Raw genomic sequence first — 1,164 nt, 5'->3', positions numbered from 1 at the left:
CTGGGTCATGGTGACATGCTATATATGCCGCCGGGCACAAGTGTTCCAGTTCGGGTACACGGCGCATTCGTTGATGATCACGAGGTGCATAAGGTAGTTGATGATTGGAAACAGCGTGGCCAGCCTAATTATCTAGAGGAAGTCCTGTCTGGCGGAGAATCAAGTGACCCGATCGCTGCGGCCTTCGCTGAAGACTCTGGCGCAAGTGAACAAGATGCTTTGTTTGATGAGGCTGTTGCCTTTGTTACGACAACACGACGTGTGTCAATTTCATCAGTTCAGCGTAAGCTGAAAATTGGTTACAATCGTGCGGCAAACTTGGTCGAAGCGATGGAACAAGCCGGTGTCGTAAGTGAGGCGGGTCATAACGGCAGTCGTGAAGTTCTAGCTCCGCCACCACCTGAAGCATAAACTGTTTATTGGCTAACAAAGCCTTAATTTTTTCATTTCCTCCTGTGGTATGCTCTTTTCTTTTTTTTGGAGAGCATACCTTGCTGAAATCCCTCTCTTTACGGTTTTCTCTCGTAACGATTTTAATCATTGCCTCTTTTGATCTGTTTTCAAAAACACGCACAGACGCAGATGAATTGTCTGCATTGCTGTCTGCATCGGCGGATATTCAGGGGTCATTTATCCAATTTGTCGTTGATGGCAGAGGTACACGTGTTCAAGAAACACGGGGTGAATTTAAGGCTAAGAAGCCAGATTTGTTTTATTGGGAAACAAAAGCGCCATTAGCTCAGAAAATATACGTATATCAGGGTGAAGTAACTGTCTACGATCCCGATCTAGAACAGGCAAGTGTTCAGCTGCTTGGCGATGATCTCTCTGCCACGCCAGCTATGTTATTCAACGGTGATGCTGCATTAATCGCAAATAACTTCATTGTCGAGAAACGCGATGGTGAGGGTGACGAAGCACAGTTTCTTTTGTTTCCCTCTAGTGAAGGGAGTCTCTTTGAAGTGCTTCGTGTTCGTTTTAAAGGTACAACCCTTTCTGACTTAAGAATTACTGATTCATTGGGTCAAGATACGACCGTGAGCTTTATCTCTACATTCGTCAATTCAGGACTGACAGAGAAAGATTTTAAACCTGATCTTCCTGAAGGTACTGATGTGATTCGTCAGGGTGAGTAATACATGTCTGACTTATTCGAACAGACTA

General features: G+C 44.8%; 2 protein-coding genes. Both read left to right on the top strand.

Annotated elements, in window-relative coordinates:
* Positions 1–411: DNA translocase FtsK (locus A3739_RS25425; protein WP_304440317.1), on the top strand; the 411-nt coding region annotated here is incomplete at its 5' end.
* Between the two features lie 80 nt (positions 412–491).
* Positions 492–1,136: an outer membrane lipoprotein chaperone LolA gene (gene lolA, locus A3739_RS25420; protein ID WP_068481284.1), complete on the top strand. Its 645-nt coding sequence runs from the start codon at positions 492–494 to the stop codon at positions 1,134–1,136.
* Positions 1,137–1,164: the final 28 nt, after the last annotated feature.

This window comes from Oleiphilus sp. HI0067 (genome assembly GCF_001635735.1).
Note: the sequence above shows the minus strand (reverse complement) of the source record. Positions and strands in the feature narration are given on the sequence as shown.